Origin of the sequence: Diaphorobacter ruginosibacter (genome assembly GCF_014395975.1) — a bacterium.
GTDB classification, from domain to species: domain Bacteria; phylum Pseudomonadota; class Gammaproteobacteria; order Burkholderiales; family Burkholderiaceae_C; genus Diaphorobacter_A; species Diaphorobacter_A ruginosibacter.
The window spans coordinates 787,152-803,605 of sequence record NZ_CP060714.1 but is presented as its reverse complement, the minus strand read 5'-3'; the positions used below and the strand labels follow the sequence as shown (position 1 = coordinate 803,605).

Below are 16,454 nucleotides of genomic sequence, written 5' to 3'. Positions count from 1 at the left end.
CCGCGGTAGGCCCAAAGGGCCTTTATCATCGGCAAACCTGGCATCAGTTATTGACTCCAGCTTTCTCTGCTACACGACCATACGTATCTTCGAAACGAACGATATCGTCCTCGCCAAGATAGCTTCCGGATTGCACTTCCACGATCTCCAGCGGTAATTTGCCGGGATTGCGCAGACGATGAACATGCCCCAAAGGAATGAACGTGGATTCGTTTTCGCCAAGCAGCAGCACCTGATCACCGTTGGTAACCTCGGCTGTACCCTTGACCACGACCCAGTGCTCTGCGCGATGGTGGTGCATTTGCAGGCTGAGCGAGGCACCCGGATTGACCACGATGCGCTTGACCTGGAAACGCTCGCCGTAATCAATGCTGTCGTACCAGCCCCATGGGCGGTGCACCTTGCGATGCGAATGTGCCAATGCCTGTCCGTACGTCTGCAAATGAGCGACGATTTTTTTGACATCCTGCGTGCGACGCATGTCTGCAACGAGAATGGCATCGGGCGTTTCCACAACTGCGATGTTGTCCAACCCCACGCCCGTCACCAAGCGGCTGCTCGACAGGAACAAAGAGTTTGTGCAGCCGTGTTGAACAGCGTTGCCAATGATCGCGTTCCCATCGGCGTCGTGTTCGCGCACTGCCCACAGGGCATCCCAGGCACCGACGTCCGACCAGCCGGCCTTGAGTGGCACAACACGCGCCTGAATGCCCAGTTCAGGCATCTTGGGCAGGCGCTCCATGACGGCATAGTCGATCGAGTCCGATGGGCTGGATTGGAAGGCATTGCTTTCAGGGCGCACAAAATCCATGTCGCGCTGAGCGCCGTTCATGGACTGCTCGCAAGCCGACAGGATGTCGGGGCGGAATGCCTTCATGGCCTTGAGCCAGACGCTTGCTCGCACGACGAATAGGCCACTGTTCCACAGATAGTTTCCAGCGGCGAGATAGCTCTGTGCGCGCACCAGATCAGGCTTCTCGACGAAGCTCTGCACCTCGAACGTCCCGCCCTGCTCCGTGGTTCCGTGCTGGATATAGCCGTAACCCGTTTCGGGACGATCCGCGACGATGCCGAATGTCACCATTTGGCCTGCACGCGCAGCGTTGAATGCCACTTGCACGGATTCGTGGAATGCCTTGCGGTCCGAGATGACGTGATCGGCTGGCATCGCGAGCATGACGGGATCCGCGCCCGCAGACACTGCCTGCAATGCAGCAATGGTCAGCGCCGGTGCGGTATTACGGCCGGTCGGCTCAAGAAGAATCCTGGCGTTCTCGATTTGGGCCTGCTGCAATTGCGTGGCCACCAGAAAACGATGTTCGATATTGCAGACCAGAAGCGGAGCTGCCAAGGCAACATCACCGGAAATGCCGTGTAGGCGCGTAGCGGTGTCCTGCAACATGCTGGAGTCACCGGCAAGTGCATGAAACTGCTTGGGATAGGTTTCGCGAGAAAGTGGCCACAGGCGCGTGCCGGAGCCACCGCAGAGAATGACGGGAAGTAGCTGATCAGTCATGGTAAGTGGAGATGGCCTGCGATGCGGATACGGAAATAGATGCGTGTCCAGCGGAATTGCGTGGAAGGTTTTCCATATCCGCTTCGAGCATCGCAAGACGTTGATTCAAACGGCGCACATCACGTTCAATACGCGTGTTCACCATATCTGCGTGCAGGGCCTTGATGAAAAGGACGATGCAAGCAAAGAGCAGCAGCAGCGCTGGCGGATAGGAAATACCCACCGAATACGCAATACGATCCACCAGGCCCGGCCAAGCGCCAAGCAGCGCCGCAGCGGCTGCAACGGCCACCCAGAACAGGCCGTGCATCAGATAGAGATGATCGCGGCGAATCAGATACAAGATCAGAATCGCCAACCCCACGCCGAGCAGCAGGGTTGTAGTTTGCAAGGACGCCATATCAGCCTGTGATTCCAGCAGGAGCGCAATGCATGGCGACTGTTCGCTCCTGTGGCCGCTTGGTGTCGAGTGCGCTCAGCGACTCACACCACGCATGACCCGATCCATGCAATGCTTCCCGCCTACCCTATTGAAACCCGTTACCGGGTTGGACAAAGCTGCCAATTGTAGGCGCATCACCCCTGATTCCAAGCCCTTGGCTGGAACCAATAGTACGAGCCTATTAATTGAGCCTGAGGACCGATTTTCTCGGCCAATCGCTTGACCCGCTTGCTTACTGGATTTCTCCACGATGGACACTGAAATCTTCAATTCCCAACTGATTTTCGATGTGTAGTACCACGTTGCACATTACTGACAATCACAAGCTGCATTCGCTTATTTGCAATCTATTACCAGGGTAACTTCGCCATACCATGCAATTTCATACGGATATGTGACTCATCAATAGCTTGCACTGACTCGACCATTCCCAGATCACGCGAATCCAGCGAACAGTTCCGTGACTTCAGTCATCTCAGCGAGAACAAAATTCCCCTCACGCCGAAATGCTCAACCGCGAATGCCCGACACCACCGCCCTTTTCCACACGAATCTGCGTGGCGATGCGTTCCTTCAGGCCTTCGACGTGGCTGATGATGCCCACCATCTTTCCGGTGGCGTTGAGCGTGTCGAGCGCGCTGAGGGCCACATCCAGGGTTTCTGCGTCCAGCGTGCCGAAGCCTTCGTCGAGGAACAGGGAGTCGATGGAGGTTCTGTGGCTCACCAGGTCCGAGAGCGCAAGCGCCAGCGCAAGACTCACCAGGAAGCTCTCTCCGCCCGAGAGGGTGCGCGTGTCGCGGGTGGCGTCTGCCTGCCATTGGTCGACGATTTCCAGCTCCAGCTCACCCGATGACCTGCGCCGCAGCACGTAGCGGCCGTGCAGGCGTTCGAGTTGCCGGTTGGCCAGCGTGAGCAGGTGGTCCAGCGTCAGGCCTTGCGCAAACTTGCGGAACTTGTCCCCCTTGGCCGAGCCCACCAGGGCGTCGAGGCGTTGCCAGAGATCGTATTCACCCGCCTGGGCGGCGATCTGCTGCAGCAACTCCTGCTGGTTGGCACGCAACTCGTCATCGCGCCTGAGCATGGCATGGAGGCCGCCCAATTGCTCGCTGAGCTGCCTGGACTCTGCATCAAACTGCGCAATGCCGCGCTCCAGCTCCTCGCGATTCGCCTCGGTGGCATTGCGGGCTCGCAGTTCGGCATGTTGCGCCTGCAAGGTCTGCAGCAGTTGCACGGCCACCTGTTGCTCACGCTCGCGCTGCTGCTGGCGTGTTTGCAGTTGCTGGCGCTCTTCGGGTGACAGGCGCGCGGCGAAGAATGCGTCTTCATCCGCGAACGGGCTGCCCTGCAAGGCGCCTTGCCACCGCTGACCAGCATCGGCCTCGTCCGCTCGATGCTGCACCAAGGTGCTGTCCAGCACCTGCAGGCTGCCGACCAGTTGTTCCGCCTTGCGAGCGAGGCGCTCGATGCGGGCGCTGCAGTCGGCGAGCGCCTGCCCGGCATTCAGATCGGCCTCGATGTCGGCCACTTCATCTGTGATCTTGTCCGTGAAGGCTGCGACTCGATCGCGCCATTGCGCAAGCTGCGCGCGCGTTGCCTCGCAGGCGCCGCGCCTGCGCTCAAGCTCCACGCCAATGGCCTGGATGCGCTCCTGCTTCTGCGCCCATGTCCGGCGCTCTTCCTCGCGCTCTCGCAGCCATGCGTCGGCGTCCACAGGCAAGCCCGTCAGATCGGCAAAGCCCGCCGCACACAATGCGCTCAGCAATTGCGCCTGCAGTGTCTGCTGCGCGGCGCGCTGGTGTTCCAGTGATTGCGTCACCTCCAATGCCTTCTGCGCCAGGGCTTCTGCTTGTTGCTGCAGGCGCAGCGCTTCCTCGCGCGCGCCGTGAACAGCCTTTGCCAGTTCGGATTGCTGCTTGCTGGCGAACTGCCATTGCTGCTCCACCGTCTCGACGGATTGCAGCTGTTCGCGCAGCGCGCTCGCGTGTTGCAGGGCTGAAGACAACGCCTGCGCGAGGCGCTCGGCCAGTTCCCAGTCCTTGGACTGCAATGGCTCTCCAAGCTGGAATTGCACACGAAGTTCGTCCCATGCGGATTGGTTGGCGCGGCCTTCGTCGATCAGTTGTTGTTCGCGCGTTTGCAGGCTGCGCAATTGGGCCTGCGCGGCAGACGCTGCAGCCACGCCTTCGCGCAGCTTCTGGTCTCCCAGTTGCTGTGCCTGCTTCAGGCGATCCAGTTCGGCTCGCGTGGTCGAGCCGTCGATGTGCTGGTATTGCGCCACGGCCGGGTGTTCCAGCGCTCCGCACAACGGGCACGCCTCGCCGGCGCGCAGGTTCGCGCGATGCTCCGAAAGGCTGCGGATGACCTGCTCCTGTTCAAGCAGCAACTGCTTGTCGGCAACGCGCTCGTTCAGCATCTGTTGCGCGCTCTGCAATTGCACCTGTTCGGCGTCCAGTGCCGCCGAAGTCTTCACAGCCTCCGTGCGCTGACCGCGTACGTCCAGGAACTGCGCCTTCAACTCGCGCTGGCGGCGTGCACTGTCCGCAAGCCGTTCGGTAAGCGCCAGGTTGCGCTCGGCGCGTGCCGACTGCTCGCGCAATGCCGCCAGCGTCTGCGTGCCGAGCAGCCGGGTCAGGCGATCCTGCAGCGCAAGCATCTGCGCTTCACCTTCGGCGTGCGCCCTGGCCGCGACTTCGCTTTGGGCCAGGTGCTGCGTATGGCGGCGCTGAGCCTCCTCCTGCCTGGCCGACGTGTCGCGCAAAAGCGCCTGGCCTGCCTGGATTTCGGCCCGGGCCTTGGCCTGCTGCGCGAACTGCTCGCGCCATGCCCCCAAATGCTCGGCCAGTTGGGCGTGATGTGCGTGCGTCGTGGTCCACTCCGCCAGGGCCGCCTGCTCATTGTCCAATCGCTGCAACTGCTGCGCGGATTGCTCGTCCAGCAGCTTGGCCAACGCAAGCGCCAGCGCATGTTCGCGCCGTTGCGCGTGGGTCTGTTCATCGAGCTCGCGCTGCACCGACTCCCTCTGATCGCGGGATTTGCGGTGCATGGCGCAGGCCGACTGCCACGCAGCGTGCACGGGCTCCAGAGCCTGCGCGGGCTCGCTGGCCGCGAGGCGTTCGCGCTCCGGTGTGGCATGCTGGATCGCCGCATCGGCCTGGTTCGCGCGCTCCTGTGCAGCCAGCAGCGCGACTTCGCTGTCGGCCACTGCCATGCGCCATTGCAGGTGCTCGCGCAGCATGCCGGTCTTGCCCGTGAGTTCCGACTGCTGTGTCTGGATGACTGTCACCTCCTCCTGGATGGCCGTACGCCGCTCTTCACCGAGTAGCTCCATGCCTTCGGCGCGCGAGCGCATGGTGTCCAGCCGGTGCTCTTCGTTGCGTGCGCGCTGGTAAACACGCCGGGATATCTCGCCGTAGATCTCCGTGCCCGTCAGTTCCTCAAGCAGCTCCGCGCGATCATTCGCGTTGGCATTGAGAAACGCGGCAAAGCCGCCTTGCGCGAGCAGCATCGATCGGGTGAAGCGCGGGAAGTCGAGCCGCGTGATCTCCGTGATCTGCTTGAGTTTTTCGCTCACGTGCCGCGTGAGCACCGTGCCGTCGCCCCGGGCCAGCTCGACCTGGGGCGATTGCAGCGCGCCATCCACCCTGTCGCGCGCGCGGCGCTGGCTCCAGGAGGCTCGATAGACCTCGCCGCGCACCTCGAACTCCAGCTCCGCACTGCAGTCGGCCGTATGCCGCGTCATGATGTCGTTGACCGACTTGGACTGCGTGCCCAAACGCGGCGTCTCGTGATAGAGCGCGAGGCAGATGGCGTCCAGCAGGGTCGACTTGCCCGCGCCCGTCGGGCCCGTGATCGCGAACAGGCTGCTTTCCGACAGCGGAGGCGTGGTGAAGTCGATTTCCCAGTCGCCCTTGAGCGAGTTGAGATTGCGAAGTTGGAGACGCCGGATCTTCATGCCGATACCCTGCTTTCTCCGCCTTCCGCGTTCGCATCGTCGCCTGCCTTCACCGCATCGACGACCTGTCCATAGCGCTGCGTGACCGCACCGCGCAGCGCTGCATCCATGTCGGGTTCGTGCTCAAGCCTGCGCGCAAAGACGTCATGCGGATCGAGTTCGTCCAGCGTCGCGCCGCTGTTGTCGAACAGCTGTGCCATGGTCTGCCCGCGCTCTCGGCGAATGCGCAGCACCTCGAGCGGCAGGCCTTCGACCAGCTTCTGGATGCGCGCGGGCAGGTCCGCGAGATAGTCGTCGGTGGTGACGGTGATCTCCAGCCAGACCGTCTGTCCCGCGCCCGCCTGCTGCGCAATGCGCGGCAACGTTTCCGTGATGTAGCCCAGATCACCCCGCACGCTCATCATCGGCTGGAAGATCGGCACGGCCAGCTCGGTGACCGCCTGCAGGCCCGATGCGTCCACGTCCACCAGCAGCACCTGCTTGGACTGTCCCAGCTCATCAAAACTCAGTGTGATCGGCGAGCCGCTGTAGCGGATGTGCTCATGCCCCCCCACTTTCTGGGGCCTGTGGATGTGGCCGAGCGCGAGGTAGTCGACAGGAGGAAATTCCGAGGTAGGAAATGCATCGAGCGTGCCTACATAGATCTCGCGCACCGATTCACTGCTGCTCGCACCCACGGTCGTGAGGTGACCTGTCGCGATGATCGGCAGGCGCTCGCCGGTCTGCTGTTCGATCTCGCCCTGCTTCGCGCAAGCGGCCGCATACACGTTGCGGTAGTACTGGCCTATGGCCTTCTGCATCTGCTGCTGACGGTCCTGGGCGCTCTGGCCAAATTCCGAGGTCACCACGTCCCGCGGACGGATGAAGGGAATCGCGCAGACGATGCAGCCCGGCCTGGGGGCTGCATGGCCCGCATCCGCCGCGCGGCGCGGCAGCACCCGCACATGGGTCTGCGGGTCGGACGCTGAAGGGTAGACATGCGTGGACAGCTGCGCCAGCAAGGCGCTGCTCTCTCGCAGCGTCGCAACGGAGTCATGGTTGCCGCCCAGCAGCAGCAAGGCCGTTCGCGCCTCATGCAGGCGCACCACGAGTTCGCTGTACAGCTCGCGCGCATAGCTGGGCGGCGTGCCTGTGTCGAAGATGTCGCCGGCGATCATCACCGCATCCACCGTGTGCTCCCGCACCTGCACGAGCAACCAGTCTATGAGCGCCGCATGCTCTGCCTGCCGGCTCTTGCCCATGAAGTTCTGGCCGAGGTGCCAGTCGGATGTATGAAGAATTCGCATTGCTCGTGGAATGGGACGGCGTCATGGGCCGTCGGCTGGAGGGGCTGATCCACGTATTTTCCCGGATGGGTATGCCTCCGGATCCACTTTGTGAATCACCTACCCCTTGAAATGCCAAAGAATTGCCTTATTATTAGCACTCGATGCCCTTGAGTGCTAACAAGTTCCATCGGCACAAAGTTGTAACGTGGGTCCGGGACAATCCGGCCCAGCTTCTTCTTCATTCAATCAATCCAGTTGAAACATCAGGAGTAGGTATGAATCTGCGTCCCCTGCACGATCGCGTGATCGTCAAGCGCCTCGAGAACGAAACCAAGACAGCTTCGGGCATCGTGATCCCCGACAGCGCCGCCGAGAAGCCTGACCAGGGCGAAGTCGTGGCCGTGGGCCCCGGCAAGCGTGACGACAAGGGCGCCCTGATCGCCCTGAACGTGAAGGTCGGCGACCGCGTCCTGTTCGGCAAGTATTCCGGCCAGTCCGTGAAGGTGAACGGCGACGAACTCCTCGTGATGAAAGAAGACGACCTGTTCGCGGTCGTCGAAAAGTAAGCCCGCAAGCGGCTTGAAGGCCCGCCCACCCGACCGGTTGCAGCGGGCCGGCTTTTCTTTTCTCTTCATCTGAAAAACCCCATTCAAGAATTTCTTTAGGAGCCAAACATGGCAGCAAAAGACGTAGTTTTCGGCGGCGAAGCACGCGCCCGCATGGTTGAAGGTGTGAACATCCTCGCCAACGCAGTCAAGGTGACCCTGGGCCCGAAGGGCCGCAACGTGGTTCTGGAGCGTTCGTTCGGCGCTCCTACCGTGACCAAGGACGGTGTGTCCGTGGCCAAGGAAATCGAACTCAAGGACAAGCTGCAGAACATGGGCGCCCAGCTCGTGAAGGAAGTGGCCTCCAAGACCAACGACATCGCCGGTGACGGCACCACCACCGCCACCGTGCTGGCCCAGGCCATCGTGCGCGAAGGCTCCAAGTACGTTGCCGCCGGCCTGAACCCCATGGACCTGAAGCGCGGTATCGACAAGGCTGTTGCAGCCCTGGTCGAACAGCTGAAGAACCAGTCCAAGGCCACCACCACTTCCAAGGAAATCGCCCAGGTTGGCTCCATTTCCGCCAACTCCGATGAGTCCGTGGGCAAGATCATTGCCGACGCAATGGACAAGGTCGGCAAGGAAGGCGTGATCACCGTTGAAGACGGCAAGAGCCTGGAAAACGAACTCGACGTCGTCGAAGGCATGCAGTTCGACCGCGGCTACCTGTCGCCCTACTTCATCAACAACCCCGAAAAGCAAGCCGCTATTCTGGACAACCCCTTCGTGCTGCTGTTCGACAAGAAGATCAGCAACATCCGCGACCTGCTGCCCACGCTGGAGCAAGTGGCGAAGGCTGGCCGTCCGCTGCTGATCATCGCTGAAGAAGTCGAAGGCGAAGCCCTGGCGACCCTCGTGGTCAACACCATCCGCGGCATCCTGAAGGTCGTGGCTGTGAAGGCTCCTGGCTTCGGCGACCGCCGCAAGGCCATGCTGGAAGACATCGCCATCCTGACGGGCGGCAAGGTCATCGCTGAAGAAGTCGGCATGTCCCTCGAGAAGGTCACCCTGGCCGACCTGGGCCAGGCCAAGACCATCGAAGTGGGCAAGGAAAACACCATCATCATCGACGGCGCTGGCGCTGGCGCTGACATCGAAGCCCGCGTGAAGCAAATCCGCGTGCAGATCGAAGAAGCGACTTCCGACTACGACCGCGAGAAGCTGCAAGAGCGCGTGGCCAAGCTGGCCGGCGGCGTTGCCGTGATCAAGGTGGGCGCTGCCACCGAAGTCGAAATGAAGGAAAAGAAGGCCCGCGTGGAAGACGCCCTGCACGCTACCCGCGCTGCTGTGGAAGAAGGCATCGTGGCCGGTGGTGGCGTGGCCCTGCTGCGCGCCAAGCAAGCCGTGGGCGCTCTGTCCACAGGCCATGCCGAGCAAGACGCCGGCATCAAGCTGGTGCTCAAGGCCGTGGAAGCTCCGCTGCGTGAAATCGTGGCCAACGCCGGTGGCGAGCCATCGGTGGTCGTGAACGCCGTGCTGAACGGCAACGGCAACTACGGCTTCAACGCTGCCAACGACACCTACGGCGACATGCTGGAAATGGGTATCCTGGACCCAACCAAGGTGACCCGTACTGCACTGCAGAACGCCGCTTCCGTGGCTTCCCTGCTGCTGACGACCGAAGCCATGGTGGCAGAGGCTCCGAAGGATGACGCACCTGCCGGCGGTATGCCCGACATGGGCGGCATGGGTGGCATGGGCGGCATGGGCATGTAATTGCCCCTGTCGTCGGCGGCTGGTGGGTAGAGGCTCCAGCCGTCGATTCCGGAAGTCATTCCAAACAAAAAACCCGCAGGTCTTTGGATCTGCGGGTTTTTTGTTTCTTGCTCATGATGTCATGTGGAACATTGGCGCTTGCTGTGGAGTTGTTTTCCGAGGCCGGGATTGCTCCCGGCCTCCGCCCTCCAACATGGGAAGCAGAAACCTGCAATGAAGCAGCGCCCCATGCATTGCCATGCCAGCCCCGTCGATTCCGTTAGTTGCTTGCGTAAGCCTCGAGCGGCTTGTCGTTAGGCTCCTGCAGCAGTTGCTTGAGCGTGTCGCTCATGGGCAGATTGAGCGGTTTGTTGGTCGGTGGAATCGGCTGCATGAACCACTTGTCGTAGACCTTGGCCACCTCGCCCGACTTCATCATCTCGATCAGGGCTCCGTCGACAGCCTTCTTGAAGGTCGGGTCGTCCTTGCGGAACAGCAGGGCGATGGGCTCGGAGCCCAGCACTTCACCGATGATCTTGTAGCCCTCCGGGTTCTTGCTGCTGGCGATCACGCCGGCGAGCAGGTTGTCGTCGAGCACGAAGGCATCGGCGCGGCCGGACTCGAGCATCAGGAAGCTCTCGTAGTGATCCTTGCCGAGGGCGGTGGGCAGGTTGACGTTGTTGTCCTTGCCATATTTGCGCAGCAGTTGCACCGCCGTCGTTCCGGCCGATGCGGCGATGTTCCGTCCATCCAGTTGCTTGAACGAGGTGATGCCCGAATCGGCTCGCACCGCCATGCGCACCTGGCTCACGTAGGTGGTGACGGCAAACGACACCTGGCGCTGGCGTGCGAGGTTGTTGGTGGTCGGGCCGCAGCCCATGTCCACCGTGCCGTTCTCGACGAGCGGCATCGTGTTCTGGGCCGTGAGCGCCATATATTCGATCTTCGCCTTGGGAGCGACGCGCGCCATCACCTTCTCGCACAGCTCGACGTGGTAGCCCGCATACTTGCGCTCCGCACCAATGGCATAGGCCATGGGGGCCGAGCTCTCGCGCACTCCAAGCACGATCTTGCCGGTGCTCTGGATCTTGTCGAAGGTGCTGCCTTGGGGTTGGGCAGGGGCCTGTGCTTGCGCTTGTACCTGCGCCTGTGCAGCGCCGCCTGCGGCCAGCATGCCGGCCAGCACGAGGCGGGTCAAAACAAACTTCATGATGAAGTGTCCTTCCTGGTTGATGTGGAGGAATTGAATCAACCACTATCACCAGAAGCACATCAGACCCCAATAGAGGTTTGCACCAATGAGGGGGTTAAGCCCCCCGTGCTGCAGGCTCCTGCAGATAGCGCAACAGCCCCGCAGTCGATGGATCCAGTTGCTCTCCGTCGCCGCTGGCAAGCAACGGTTCCAGCTCTCTCGCAAGCACCTTGCCCAGTTCCACGCCCCACTGGTCGAAGCTGTCGATGCCCCAGATCGCACCGCTTGCAAAAACGCGGTGCTCATACAGTGCAATCAATGCACCGAACGATTCCGGATCGAGCCGATCCAGCACCATGAACGTGCTCGGCCGGTTGCCCGGGAAATAGCTGTGGCCACTGCTGCCGGGTCGTCCCACCATCAGCGCCTGCGCCTGCGCCAGCGCGTTGGCAAGCAGGCGCGGGTGGTGTTCGGGCAGGTCGTTGCCCCCCTCCCGCAGTGCGATGAACTCCACCGGCACAGTGTCCGGCCCCTGGTGGATCATCTGGAAGAACGCATGCTGTCCATTGGTGCCAGGCTCGCCCCAGATCACGGGAGACGTGGCGTACGGCAGAACGTCACCCTTGGCGTCGACGCCCTTGCCGTTGCTTTCCATCTCCAGCTGCTGCAGGTAGGCCGGCAGGCGGCGCAGTCCATGGCTGTAGGGTGCGATGCTGCGGCTCGTGAATCCGTGGAAGTTGCGATACCAGACGTCGAGCAGCCCGAGTTGCACGGGCAAGTTCTCCTCGAGCGGCGCCCGGCGGAAATGCTCGTCCATGGCATGCGCGCCGCGCAGCATGCTGCGGAAATTCTCGGCACCGATGGCGATCGCGATCGGCAGGCCGATGGCGGACCACATCGAGTAGCGGCCTCCGACCCAGTCCCAGAAGCCGAGCGTGGTGTCGATGCCGAACTCCGAAGCCGCCTTCAGGTTGGTAGTGAGTGCGATGAAATGTCTGCTGAGCGAGAGCTTGGCCCCGCGCTCAGGCGAGCCGCCATGCGCGAGGAACCACTTGCGCGCGGCATGCGCGTTGAGCATGGTCTCGGCCGTGGTGAAGGTCTTGGAGGCGATCAGGAACAGCGTGCTCTCCGGCTTCACCTTGCGCAGCACATTGCCCAGTTCCATGCCGTCCACGTTGGAGATGAAGTGCAGGCGCTTGGCAGGATGCTCGAAGTCTTCGAGCGCCTTCACCGCCATCGCCGGCCCCAGGTCGGAGCCGCCGATGCCGATGTTCACGATGTCGGTGATCGCCTCATTGGCGCGCACCCCTTCGGCAATCGCCAGCATGGCGTCCAGCGTCTCATGGACATCCGCCAGGCTGTCCGCGATGAATCGATTCGCGGGCTCTTGCCAGCCCTCCTCGCCCGGGCCGGGGCTGCGCAGCAGCCAGTGCATCACTGCGCGGTTTTCCGTGTTGTTGATGGGCTCGCCGGCAAACATCGCATCGCGATAGGCCTCGAGGCCGGATTCGCGCGCCAGTTGCGTCAGCAGGCCGCGGGTGCGGCCATCCAGCAGATTCTTCGAGAGATCGGCGAACACCAGCGGCGCCTTGAGGCTGAAGCGGGAGAAGCGATCGCGGTCAGCCGCGAATGCCTCGTGCAGGCGAAACCCGCGCCCTTCTTCATCGTAGTGCGCCTTCAGCAGTGGCCACGCAGGCGTACGGTCGCAGCGGGTCCGCGGATCGATCATGCAGCCGCCACCATCATCTGTTCGAGCTTGGCCGCATCGGCTGCAAAGGCCCGGATGCCCTCGGCGAGTTTTTCCGTGGCCATGGCGTCGGCGTTCAGGGCGTAGCGGAAGCCGGCTTCGTCGTAGGTGACCGCAGGCAGGTCCAACTGCAGGGCCGCCTGTGGATCGAGCGCACGCTGCACCGGCTCGCTGCTCTCGGCCAGCTTGGCGAGCAGGTCGGGGGCAATGGTCAGCAGGTCGCTGCCGGCCAGCGCAACAATCTGCCCCACGTTGCGGAAGCTGGCCCCCATCACCTCGGTCTTGATGCCGAAGCGCTTGTAATGGTTGTAGATGGCCCGGACCGACTGCACGCCCGGATCGTTGGCGCCGGCCATTTCGGCCTCGTTCCAGCTGGCGCCGGCTTGCTTCTTGTACCAGTCGTAGATACGGCCCACGAACGGCGAAATCAGCTGCACCCGGGCCTGGCCGCACGCAACGGCCTGGGCGAACGAGAACAGCAGCGTCAGGTTGGTGTGGATGCCGCGCTGCTCGAGCTGGCGTGCCGCCTCGATACCCTCCCAGGTGGAGGCAATCTTGATGAGCACGCGATCGATGTGCACGCCCTCGGCCTGGTACAGCTCGACGATGCGCTCTGCGCGCGCCACGGTGGCCTCGGTGTCGAAGGACAGGCGGGCGTCGACCTCGGTCGACACGCGGCCCGGGATGATGGACAGGATCTCGCAGCCGAAGCGCACGATCAGGCGGTCCATCAGTTCATCAATGCTGCGCCCCTTCCAGCGGGTCACGCATTCCTGCATGAGCGGCGCGTACTCCGACTTCTGCACCGCCTTCAGGATCAGCGACGGGTTGGTGGTGGCATCCTGCGGCTGGAATGCGCTGAGCTGGCGAAAGTCGCCCGTGTCGGCGACCACGGTGGTGAACTGTTTGAGCGCTTCAAGTTGATTCATGTCGATCCTCCCCATCAATGGACATCCGGACTCCTCTCTCGGATGACCGATGAGGCTTGGCTAGCCAAGAGTGTATTCGCAGCAGTGATATTGGTTAAACCTGTATTGTCCAACCATGAAACTCGGTAACATCGCTATCGAGTCCACGAGTTACAACTTCACAAGCTTTTTGTGCCATGAGTTTCGATCTGGTTTTGTTTGGAGGTACAGGCGACCTCGCCTGGCGAAAGCTGTTGCCCGCACTGTTCCAGGCCTGGCGCCACGGCTCGCTGCCGCCCGGCGGACGCATTCTGGGGGTCGCCCGCGACGACCTGAGCGACGAGGCCTACCGCGCCCTGATCGCCAGCCGCCTCGATGCGGTGGAGTCGGACAAGCGCCCGAGGAACGAGGAATTCGAGAAATTCGCCCAGTTGCTGCACTACCAGCGCATGGACCTGTCGAGTCCGGCCGACTACGCCCGGCTGGCCGAGTGCCTGCGCGAGCGCAATGCCGACACCGTGGTGCTTTATCTGGCGACAGCCCCCAACCTGTTCACCATCGCGTGCGAGCAGTTGGGCGCCGCAGGCCTCAACACGCCCCAGACCCGCGTGGTGCTCGAGAAACCCCTCGGGCACGACCTTGCGTCCAACCGCTCCATCAACGCGGCCGTGCGCAAGGTGTTCGACGAGCGGCAGATCTTTCGCATCGACCACTATCTCGGCAAGCCCTCGGTGCAGAACCTGCTGGCGCTACGCTTCGGCAATGCGCTGTTCGAGCCGCTTTGGCGGCGCGAGACCGTGGCCAGCGTGGAGATCACCATGGCCGAGAAGATCGGCGTGGAAAAGCGCGGGGCGTTCTATGAAGGCACGGGCGCGTTGCGCGACATGGTGCAGAACCACGCATTGCAACTGCTGTGCGCGATTGCCATGGAGCCTCCGATCAATGCGCACGCCGACGCCATCCGCGACGAAAAGCTCAAGGTGCTGCGTTCGCTGGCGCCATGGACGCCCGCCACCCTGTCACGCGACGTGGTGCGTGGCCAGTACACGGCAGGCAGCCTGAGCGGAGAGCGCGTGAATGGCTACCTGAACGAACCGGGAGTCGCGCCCGACAGCCGCACCGAAACCTTTGTCGCGCTGCGCACCGAAATCGCCAACTGGCGCTGGGCGGGCGTGCCGTTCTACATCCGCACCGGCAAGCGGCTGGCCGCGCACGAAGCCCACATTGCGGTGAATTTCAGGCCTGCACCGCATCCCATCTACCGCACGCCGCTCGGCATGGCGAACAAGCTGGTCATCCACCTGCAGCCGCGGGACGGACTGGCACTGCACCTGTTCTCCGCTGGCAACGACAAGCGCGGCGCACGCGTCTCCGACGCACAGGCGCTCGCACCCGTGCAGCTCGACCTCGATTTCGACAAGCGCTTCGGCAGCGAGCGCGTGGGCGCCTACGAGCGCCTGCTGCTCGACGTGATTGCCGGCCGCCTGAACCTGTTCGTTCGCGCGGACGAACAGGAGGCCGCATGGCGCTGGGTGGAGCCCATCATGCAGTCCTGGAAGGACTCGGACGACCACCCGCGGCCGTATGCCGCTGGCTCATGGGGACCCAGCGCGGCGAGCGCACTGGTCGCCCGCGACGGCAACATCTGGATGGAAGAATGCTAGACAGAATCACCGCATCCCTTCCCTCCCTTGCGCCTGCCGAGCAGCGCGTCGCCAAGCTGGTCCTCGAAGACCCCCGCGCCTTCTCGCACCTGCCCGTGCGTGAACTGGCGGCGCGCGCCGGCGTGAGCAAGCCCACCGTCGTGCGTTTTTGCCGCAGCATGGGCTACGACGGCCTGGCTGATTTCAAGCTCAAGCTCGCCGGCAGCGTGAGCGAGGGCGTGCCCTTCATCCACCGCAGTGTGGACGCCGACGACAAGACCGGGGACGTGCTCGTCAAGGTGGTGGACAACGCGGTGGCTGCCTTCCTGCAGTACCGCAACGCGGCCAGCACCACGGCGCTGCAGCGCGCTGCCAACGCCATTGCCGCCACGTGGCAGACGGGCAAGCGCATCGAATTCTACGGAGCCGGCAACTCGGGCATCGTCGCCCAGGACGGCCAGCACAAATTCTTCCGCCTGGGCATCACCAGCCTCAGCACGAGCGATGGCCACATGCAGGTAATGAGCGCGACGATGCTGGGCAAGGGCGACTGCGTGGTCATCATCAGCAATTCGGGCCGCACGCGCGACCTGATGGATGCGGCCGACATTGCACGCAAGAACGGTGCAACGACGATCGCCATCACGGCCAGCGGATCACCGCTGGCGCACACCTGCGAGATCCACCTGGCGGCCGATCACCCCGAAGGCTACGACCGCTACAGCCCGATGGTCTCGCGCCTGCTGCACCTGCTGATCATCGACGTGCTCGCAACGGCCGTTGCACTGCAGATCGGCGAGCCGCTGCAACCCGTCCTGCAGCAGATGAAAAACAATCTGCGAGCCAAAAGATACACCTGATCCCCCGTGCCGCTTCGCGGCCTCTGGGGAGCATCAAGGCCGCACCGCCTGGAGGGCCAGGCCTTGTTGGCGAGCCGGCGTTGCAGGGCGTTTCTAGTTCCTCAACGCCCGTAGGTGCTTGTGAAACCGGCCTTGGCGATGGTGTTGGCATTCACCATGAAGCCGGCCAGCGCGCACGTCGCATCATCGGGAATCTCCAGTTTCTCGACCGACAGCGCGTGCAGCGTGAAGATGTAGCGATGCGGCTTGTCGCCGGGTGGGGGGCAGAAGCCTCCGAACTCGGAGAGGCCGTAGTCGTTGCGGACATGGCGTGCGCCCTTGGGCAACTGCGCGCCGCCGCGAGCACCCGCATTGGCGGCAAGCTGCGTGGTGTCTGCGGCAATGTCCAGAACAAACCAATGCCACCAGCCCGATCCGGTCGGGGCATCGGGATCGTAGACCGTCAGCGCAAAGCTTTTGGTACCGGCGGGTGCGCCACTCCACTGGAGCACAGGCGACTGGTTCTGGCCGCTGCAGCCAAAGCCGTTGAATTCGAAGCGTGGATCGGCGGCGGCACCGGCCGCAAGGTCCGGGCTGCTCAGGGTGAATGGTGTATTGCTCATGCGGCGTGCATCCTTTCTTGACGG

The 16,454-nt window shown here is 62.9% G+C and carries 12 protein-coding genes; 4 read left to right on the top strand and 8 right to left on the bottom strand.

Annotated features, from left to right (window positions below; genetic code table 11):
- Positions 1-43: 43 nt before the first annotated feature.
- The 4 genes from H9K76_RS03655 to sbcD form a co-directional block, all read right to left on the bottom strand.
- A complete protein-coding gene (locus H9K76_RS03655; protein WP_187598226.1) occupies positions 44-1,516 on the bottom strand; it encodes a mannose-1-phosphate guanylyltransferase/mannose-6-phosphate isomerase in 1,473 nt (490 codons plus the stop codon).
- Positions 1,509-1,916, bottom strand: coding sequence for a DUF2304 domain-containing protein (locus tag H9K76_RS03650; RefSeq protein ID WP_187598225.1), 408 nt, complete (start codon positions 1,914-1,916; stop codon positions 1,509-1,511). Before H9K76_RS03650 ends, H9K76_RS03655 begins: the two co-directional genes overlap by 8 nt.
- A gap of 538 nt (positions 1,917-2,454) precedes the next feature.
- Positions 2,455-5,910 (bottom strand): AAA family ATPase, encoded by a 3,456-nt coding sequence (locus H9K76_RS03645; RefSeq protein ID WP_187598224.1) that lies wholly within the window; start codon positions 5,908-5,910, stop codon positions 2,455-2,457.
- The gene (gene sbcD / locus H9K76_RS03640; protein ID WP_187598223.1) at positions 5,907-7,196 is read right to left on the bottom strand and encodes an exonuclease subunit SbcD; all 1,290 of its coding nucleotides are present in this window, start codon (positions 7,194-7,196) and stop codon (positions 5,907-5,909) included. The genes H9K76_RS03645 and sbcD overlap by 4 nt, the downstream gene beginning before the upstream one ends.
- 257 nt (positions 7,197-7,453) lie before the next feature.
- Between sbcD and H9K76_RS03635 the strand changes: the two genes are divergently transcribed.
- Together H9K76_RS03635 and groL are read left to right on the top strand one after the other, a co-directional pair.
- Entirely contained in the window at positions 7,454-7,744 is a 291-nt protein-coding gene (locus H9K76_RS03635; protein WP_187598222.1) for a co-chaperone GroES, read from the top strand.
- Between the two features lie 108 nt (positions 7,745-7,852).
- Entirely contained in the window at positions 7,853-9,499 is a 1,647-nt protein-coding gene (gene groL, locus H9K76_RS03630; protein WP_187598221.1) for a chaperonin GroEL, read from the top strand.
- 259 nt (positions 9,500-9,758) lie between these two features.
- Here groL and H9K76_RS03625 read toward each other — a convergent pair whose 3' ends face one another.
- The 3 genes from H9K76_RS03625 to tal all read right to left on the bottom strand — a co-directional run bounded on the left by H9K76_RS03625 (position 9,759) and on the right by tal (position 13,346).
- Complete coding sequence (locus H9K76_RS03625; protein ID WP_187598220.1) at positions 9,759-10,688, bottom strand: transporter substrate-binding domain-containing protein; 930 nt, start codon at positions 10,686-10,688, stop codon at positions 9,759-9,761.
- 97 nt (positions 10,689-10,785) lie between these two features.
- On the bottom strand, positions 10,786-12,399 hold the full coding sequence (pgi, locus tag H9K76_RS03620; RefSeq protein ID WP_187598219.1) for a glucose-6-phosphate isomerase: 1,614 nt from the start codon (positions 12,397-12,399) through the stop codon (positions 10,786-10,788).
- Complete coding sequence (tal, locus tag H9K76_RS03615; RefSeq protein ID WP_187598218.1) at positions 12,396-13,346, bottom strand: transaldolase; 951 nt, start codon at positions 13,344-13,346, stop codon at positions 12,396-12,398. The genes pgi and tal overlap by 4 nt, the downstream gene beginning before the upstream one ends.
- Before the next feature lie 176 nt (positions 13,347-13,522).
- Here tal and zwf point away from each other — a divergent pair, with 176 nt between their 5' ends.
- Both zwf and H9K76_RS03605 read left to right on the top strand, forming a co-directional pair.
- Positions 13,523-14,989: a glucose-6-phosphate dehydrogenase gene (gene zwf / locus H9K76_RS03610; protein WP_187598217.1), complete on the top strand. Its 1,467-nt coding sequence runs from the start codon at positions 13,523-13,525 to the stop codon at positions 14,987-14,989.
- Entirely contained in the window at positions 14,983-15,828 is an 846-nt protein-coding gene (locus H9K76_RS03605) for a MurR/RpiR family transcriptional regulator (RefSeq protein WP_187598216.1), read from the top strand. The genes zwf and H9K76_RS03605 overlap by 7 nt, the downstream gene beginning before the upstream one ends.
- A 101-nt stretch (positions 15,829-15,929) precedes the next feature.
- Here the strand turns inward: H9K76_RS03605 and H9K76_RS03600 are convergent, their stop codons facing one another.
- Positions 15,930-16,430 carry a YbhB/YbcL family Raf kinase inhibitor-like protein gene (locus tag H9K76_RS03600; protein WP_187598215.1) on the bottom strand — a complete coding sequence of 167 codons (501 nt, stop codon included), beginning with the start codon at positions 16,428-16,430 and terminating at the stop codon, positions 15,930-15,932.
- Positions 16,431-16,454 lie beyond the last annotated feature (24 nt).